This is a genomic window from Rhodococcus sp. P3_B8, assembly GCF_056402775.1.
The window spans coordinates 1-6,040 of record NZ_JBFUGT010000359.1 but is presented as its reverse complement, the minus strand read 5'-3'; the positions used below and the strand labels follow the sequence as shown (position 1 = coordinate 6,040).

Annotated in this window: 6 protein-coding genes; 4 read left to right on the top strand and 2 right to left on the bottom strand. The window is 67.2% G+C overall.

The features are described from left to right. On the bottom strand, positions 1-287 hold a 287-nt coding region (locus tag AC1D1G_RS40205), incomplete at its 3' end, for a hypothetical protein (protein WP_477956381.1). A gap of 144 nt (positions 288-431) precedes the next feature. Here AC1D1G_RS40205 and AC1D1G_RS40200 point away from each other — a divergent pair. Together AC1D1G_RS40200 and AC1D1G_RS40195 are read left to right on the top strand one after the other, a co-directional pair. Next, positions 432-719, top strand: a complete 288-nt coding sequence (locus tag AC1D1G_RS40200; RefSeq protein ID WP_005562817.1) for a hypothetical protein — start codon at positions 432-434, stop codon at positions 717-719. Positions 720-837: 118 nt separating this feature from the next. Further along, the gene (locus AC1D1G_RS40195; protein WP_043787913.1) at positions 838-1,233 is read left to right on the top strand and encodes an SRPBCC family protein; all 396 of its coding nucleotides are present in this window, start codon (positions 838-840) and stop codon (positions 1,231-1,233) included. A 169-nt stretch (positions 1,234-1,402) separates the two neighbouring features. Here the strand turns inward: AC1D1G_RS40195 and AC1D1G_RS40190 are convergent, their stop codons facing one another. Further along, entirely contained in the window at positions 1,403-2,938 is a 1,536-nt protein-coding gene (locus AC1D1G_RS40190) for a diguanylate cyclase domain-containing protein (protein WP_477956380.1), read from the bottom strand. 1,384 nt (positions 2,939-4,322) lie between these two features. Between AC1D1G_RS40190 and AC1D1G_RS40185 the strand changes: the two genes are divergently transcribed. Then, complete coding sequence (locus AC1D1G_RS40185; RefSeq protein WP_133988164.1) at positions 4,323-4,919, top strand: hypothetical protein; 597 nt, start codon at positions 4,323-4,325, stop codon at positions 4,917-4,919. Positions 4,920-4,925: 6 nt separating this feature from the next. Next, on the top strand, positions 4,926-6,040 hold a 1,115-nt coding region (locus AC1D1G_RS40180; protein WP_477956379.1), incomplete at its 3' end, for an SRPBCC family protein.

The window sequence follows — 6,040 nt, the reverse complement described above, 5'->3', positions numbered from 1 at the left end:
AGCAGGAGCAGGCCCCGGTGTCGGATCCGTTGGTGCTCGCGGGCGATCAGCAGGTGGACGGCGACGATGTGTCGAGTCAGGGCGACGGCGCGGCGGGCCGCGTTCTCGTCGTCCAGTAGGTAGGCGGCGGCGCGGTCGCCGGCGATGAGGAACCGCTCGTAGGCGAGCCGCGTGGGTGCCTGCTCGTCGAGATGGGATTGCGCGATCACCTCGACCAACTGCAGGGGAACCCGCAGCAGCCGATAGGGGAAGCGGAGAAGGGACATCGTGAGACCGCCGAGCGTCACACCGCGGATCGTAGCCCTCTCGATGCCCCTGGGGACATTGATGCGGAATCGGGGGCGGCCTACGGCTCGCACGTTGGGTTCAGGTCGCGCTGTCGCGGGTAACCCGAGAACCAATCCGAGACTCCCCCAACCAGGACCGATCCGATGACCTCACACCGGCACATCACCACCGATCACGACGAGATCCGCGGTTGGATTCAGGCGCATCACGGCGTACCGGCACGAACGGCGGCGAAAACCGACGACGTCGGCGCCCTGCATATCGACTTTGCCGCGGTCCGCCCCGGCGAGCTCGAGCACATCTCCTGGCAGGAGTGGTTCACCGCGTTCGATGCACAAGGCCTTGCCCTGTGCTACCCGGATCCGCATCTGCGGGGTGGAGCGAGTGCGTGGTTCGAACTCGTGCCCCGAGACGGCGGGATCCATCCCTGACGTAAGCGGCGTGCCCCACGGGCGGTGGGGAGGTGTCGGTTGCGCGCCTGCGTACCTGGGTAGCCTCCGCGAAAGACCACGTTGATCCGAAGGTCGGGGCGCCGGAGGATGTCCGCCGATGACCGATATCGTCACCGTCGACGAGAACGGGCGCTACCGGCTGCATCTCGAGCGCCGGCTGCACCACGACTGCGACGAGGTGTGGCGGGTGCTCCGCCTGCTGCATCCCGCGTGCGCAGGCACGGGCATGGCGTGCCGGGTCCGGCCGCCCAGCCTGCTCGAGTTCACCTGCGGGGAGAGCGTGCTGCGGTGGGAGATCACCGGCGACGGGCACTCGCGGACGGTTTTGCAGTTCAGCCACGATTGCCCCCGCCGCCAGGACGGAATCGAAGAGATGGGCTGGTGGCTCACCGAGCTCGACGTCCTCGGCGAACTCCTCGACGGGGTGGAGGTGACCGATTTCCGGCGCCGTGCCGAGGACATGATCGACCGCTGCCGACGCGCGTTCGAATGAGGACATCAAAGGGCAGTAACTGAACGGCAGGCGCAATGTGGCGCGGCTCGCGGCCCACAACCAGGGAAGACTAGGCATATGCCCAGCCACCCAGCTCTACGCGACCCTGGGTGTAGTGCGGTAAGCCCGACCACGCTGGTCCCGGAGTTTCTCGCGTTGTGTGCGCCGTTCAGAGGCCCGTTCCGTGGGTATCGGGATGGTGCAGTGCATATTGGCCGGGTCCGGTGGCCTTGGCCCGGTACATCGCCCGGTCGGCGTGATGAATCAGCTCGTGCGGGGAGACGGCGGCACCGGTGACGGCGATACCGATACTCGCAGTGATCGGCCCGTCCCCCGGGTGCGGGTCCACGGTGGCGATCCGGTCGGCGATCGCAATCACGTCCGCGGGACCGGTGACGGCCGGGCACAGGATCAGGAATTCGTCGCCGCCCAGGCGCGCCACGGTGTCGGTCGGCCGGACCACGGACCGCAGGCGATCGGCGAGTCGGATCAGGGCGGCGTCGCCACCGGCGTGCCCCAATCGGGCGTTGAGGTGTCGGAAGTTGTCGAGGTCGATCACCAGCACCGCCACCAGGCCGCCGGTGCGTGCCGCTCGGTCGAGGGCGGTGGTGATCCGCTCCAGGGCCAGGGTGCGGTTCGGTAACCCGGTGAGCGGGTCGTGCAGGCTCCGATGCCGCAATCGCTCCTCCGCCTCGATTCGCTCGAGCGCGGTCGACAGTACCGCGGCCACCGCGGACACAAACGCCACCTCATGCTCCCGGGTAGGGCGCGGTCGGGCGAAATGGGCGGTCAGCACCCCCCAGATCGGGTCGTGCCCGATCGGCACACCGATGCCGCCGCCCAGCCCGTGCGCGGCCATGTCCGCGGTGGCGAACCGGCGCTCACGGGCGCGGTCCGGGCAGCACACCACCACCGCCGCCTCGGCGGCCGCGTACCCGGTCAGCGAGCCGTGGCCGGCGGCGACGGTGGTCGGGCGCGGCCCGGGCCCGTGGTAGCCGAGTACCGTCAGCGCCGCCCCGGCGGTGTCCGGCACCCGGGCCACCGCCGCGCACCGCACCCCCAGCAGTGCGGTGAGCTCCGTGGTCGCGGCGGTCAGGAGAGTGTCGAGGTTGGCGGTGACCGCGAGCCGGCTCAGTTCGGCGAGTACGTGTTGTTCCCGGCACCGGCGGTCGGCTTCCGCTAGGGCGGCGAGCAGCGATTGCCCCTGCTCGCCCGCGGTGGACGGCTCACGGCTGATTACCCCGATCAGCAGCGGGCGCCCGTCCTCGTCGCGCTCGGTGACGAAGACCGACAGGACCACCGGGATCGGCGCACCGGTGCGCAAATGCCGCAACTCCGTCGGCCCGCACCACCGACCCCGTCCGGTCAGGGCGGCCGAGACCTCCGGTGCCTGCGCCACCGCGCTGGCGGTGCAGACATCGGCAGCCCTGCGCGCGGACACCTCGCCGCCCTTCGGGAACCCCACCAGGGCGGCTCCGGCTGGGTTCAGATAGCGGAGACGGCCCGAGCCGAACTCCCACAGCGCCACCGGGGCGGGCGCGCATTCCAACGCGGCGACCAGCTGCGCCGACATCGCCGCGCCCGGGAACGATCCCGTCTCGGATTGGGTCACCTCTTCGGAGAACCCGGATCGGGTCACCTCTTCGGGTAACCCGGATTGTGCGGCGCCCTCCGGCGCCCGGTACGGTTTGAATAATTCAGTCACGACTGGTTGGTTTCATTCTTGCACAACAACTTTCAGTGAATAGTTATGTCGCACCGGCTACCGCATTCGTTTCACGAGAAGGCTCCCGAGTCGCGGAATCGGCGGCGGCGACATGCCGAGGCGACATCTCCACGGCCTCTCCCATCCGATGCCTCATGCCCCATGCCCCATGCCCCATGCCGCGGTCCTACCGATCCACGGGCGTGCGGGCGATGCTGATGACGACGCCGCATTTGGTGTTCATTCGCGTCGTCTCCCTGGGTGCCCTTTGCACATGCTGCGCGCTCGTGAAGTTCCGAAACCCGTCACTCTCGTGCCAGGTGAGATGAAAATACGGCAACGGGTCTGTAGAGTTTCCGTGTCGGCAAAAACGCGCGTACATTGCGAAGCGTCACTTCCTCGAGCCGCGCTAATTTCGGGGAGACCCACATTCTTGAGCCGCGCTTCGCGCAAAGTTATTCCGGGTCGACTGGCCCGATTTCGGGGTGACGATATCGACTCATCGGCCCCGGTCGCTTGCCGACCGGGCACCCCGTGGACCGAGCTCGCTTCCCGGCCGAGGACGGTGGTAGGGGTAGGCGGCGACCTGGCCGGTGATCGTGCTGATCAGGGCGGTGGACCGGCTGCCCTCAGGCGGGCCGGGCCACCGCCGTCGCGGATTCGGTCGGTCAGCTCAGGCCGATGCCGCCGCCGATGGTGACGCTCAGCCACTTCAGGAACGCCTCGAACGGGCATTGAAGCAGAACCCATCGGAATTCACGCCTTTCCTGGTGATGAATCCACGGGATCGTCGATCACCGCTTACCGTGCCTATCGCGCTCGGGGGCGTGGAGTGTTTCGCAAAAAACCGAATTTCTCACATAATGAAATTAACAACCGCCCATAATGTTCGGGGTAAAATAACAACCGCCCATAATGTTCTGGGAAATCGGTTAGCAAGTAAGGTGAATTCGAAATTGATCGGCGCATTTGTTTCTCGTGTGTATTCGCGTGATCCACGAGGTTACGGAGGTGGGGCCGCGTGCGGGCTGAGGTGGGGTGGGCGAACGCTTGACCTCGGCCCCGCGCGGCGGGGCGCCCCGCGGGCCGAGGGGTTCAACGGCCGGAGCGGGGCTGGCTGCCCGGACCGCTTGCGGGGCGGGCAGCGTATCAAGCGGGTACCCGCTTGCCACTGCGCTACGCGGGTTTCCCTGAAAGCCCGGCCTCGGCCTGCTTCGTGCGGTGGCTGTTTCGGATTGGGGATGTGGTGTGCGGCCGGATTGAGCGTCGCCGACGCGGGGTAGTCGGCGGGAACGAAGGCACCACCCACCGACCACGGCCCCCACCCTTTTCGCCGACGCCGGCGCCGAGGTGCACCACATCTTCTCGACAAAGGGGTTGGGCGATGGCAGGCAAGGGTCAGATGGCGTTGGCCGTGGGTGCCGGGTACATGCTGGGCCGCACGCACAAGATGAAGTTGGCGCTGATGCTCGCGGGCGCCGGAGCATCCAGTCGGTTTCCTTCTGGCTCACTGGGTGTGCTCGGTCAGGCCGGCAAGCTGCTCGGGGATTCGCCCGAGGTCGCCAAGCTCGGCGGGGCGGTCCGGAAGGAGTTGATGAACGCGGCGAAGACGGCCGCGGTGACCGCGGCCAGCCATCGCATCGACTCGCTCAACTCCCGGTTGCAATCGGGCGGCGACGAGGCTTCGGGCGGGAAGAGGTCCAAGCGCAAACGTCACGAGGAGCCCGAGGACGACTACGAGTACACGGAGGACGAGACCGCCGAGGAGGACGAAGCCGAGGAGGAGGCGCCCCGCGCCCGCAAGCGCCCGGCCCCGCGCCGCCGCTCGTCGAGTGGCGGTAGTTCCCGGCCCACCCGGTCCCGGTCGCGGTCGTCGAAGGACGACGACGAGGAAGACGATCTGGCCCGAGCCAGGGCCCGCAGGACGCGCGCGAAGGCGACGACCGATTCTGTACCCGTACGACGACGCACCCGGAAGTGATCAGCGATGACCTCGAATCTCGACAGCGCGGCGAAGAAGCTGCGCCAGAACGTGTCCGGTGCGTCCGGTGAGGCCGCATCGCTGTCACCGCTGAAGAAGGCGGCGCAGGGCCTGCTCGGCACCGTGACCGACAAGGCGATGTCCACCGTGTCCGACAAGGTGCAGGGTGCGTCCGGCCGGCTCACCGACTACGCCGAGGGCGGCGGCGGCAGCCTGCTGTCCGCGGTCACCGGAAACGGCAACGGTGATGGTGAGGGGGACGAGAAGGGCGACGGCAAGTCACTGTTCTCCGGGTTGACCGACAAGGTGAAGGAGACGGCGTCGGATGTGAAGGACGCGGTCACCGGTGGTGGCGGTGGCGGTAAGGGCAAGAAGCTCAAGTTGACCAATATCGTCGAAACGATCGATGTCGGTGTCCCGGTCCAACTGGCSTAYAACCAGTGGACCCAATTCGYCGACTTTCCCTCCTTCATGAAGAAGGTCGAGCGGGTGGAGCAGGAGGCGGACGARAAGSTCGAGTGGAAGGCTCAGATCTTCTTGTCGCACCGGACCTGGGAAGCGTCGATCATCGAGCAGGTCCCGGATGAGCGGATCGTGTGGCGTTCGAAGGGTGCCAAGGGTTTCATCGACGGGGCGGTGACGTTCCACGAGGTGACTCCCGATCTCACCCGCATCGTTCTGATCCTCGAGTATCACCCGAAGGGMTTGTTCGAGAAGACGGGAAACCTGTGGCGTGCACARGGRCGACGARCRCGGYTGGARTTGAAACACTTYGSACGCCATGTCATGACSCAGKCCGTTCTCCATCCYGACGAGGTGGAGGGCTGGCGCGGGGAGATCCGGGACGGCAAGGTCGTCGAACCCGAGGATGCCGAGGACAACAACGAAGAACCAGCTGACGACGAGACCGACGAGTACGAGGAGGAGGAGCCGGAGGAGGAGACCGGCGAGGACGAGGAGGAGGAGCCGGAGGACGAGACCGGCGAGTACGAGGAAGACACCGCCGAGGCGGAGGAGGAGCCGGAGGACGAGACCGGCGAGTACGAGGACGAGGAGGAGCCCGAGGAAGACACCACCGAGGCGGAGGAGGAGCCGGAGGAAGACACCGCCGAGTACGAGGA

Bases quoted from the DNA above. Each gene is read 5' to 3' on its own strand.
- AC1D1G_RS40185 (WP_133988164.1), top strand. From the start codon at position 4,323: ATGGCAGGCAAGGGTCAGATGGCGTTGGCCGTGGGTGCCGGGTACATG.
- AC1D1G_RS40195 (WP_043787913.1), top strand. From the start codon at position 838: ATGACCGATATCGTCACCGTCGACGAGAACGGGCGCTACCGGCTGCAT.
- AC1D1G_RS40200 (WP_005562817.1), top strand. From the start codon at position 432: ATGACCTCACACCGGCACATCACCACCGATCACGACGAGATCCGCGGT.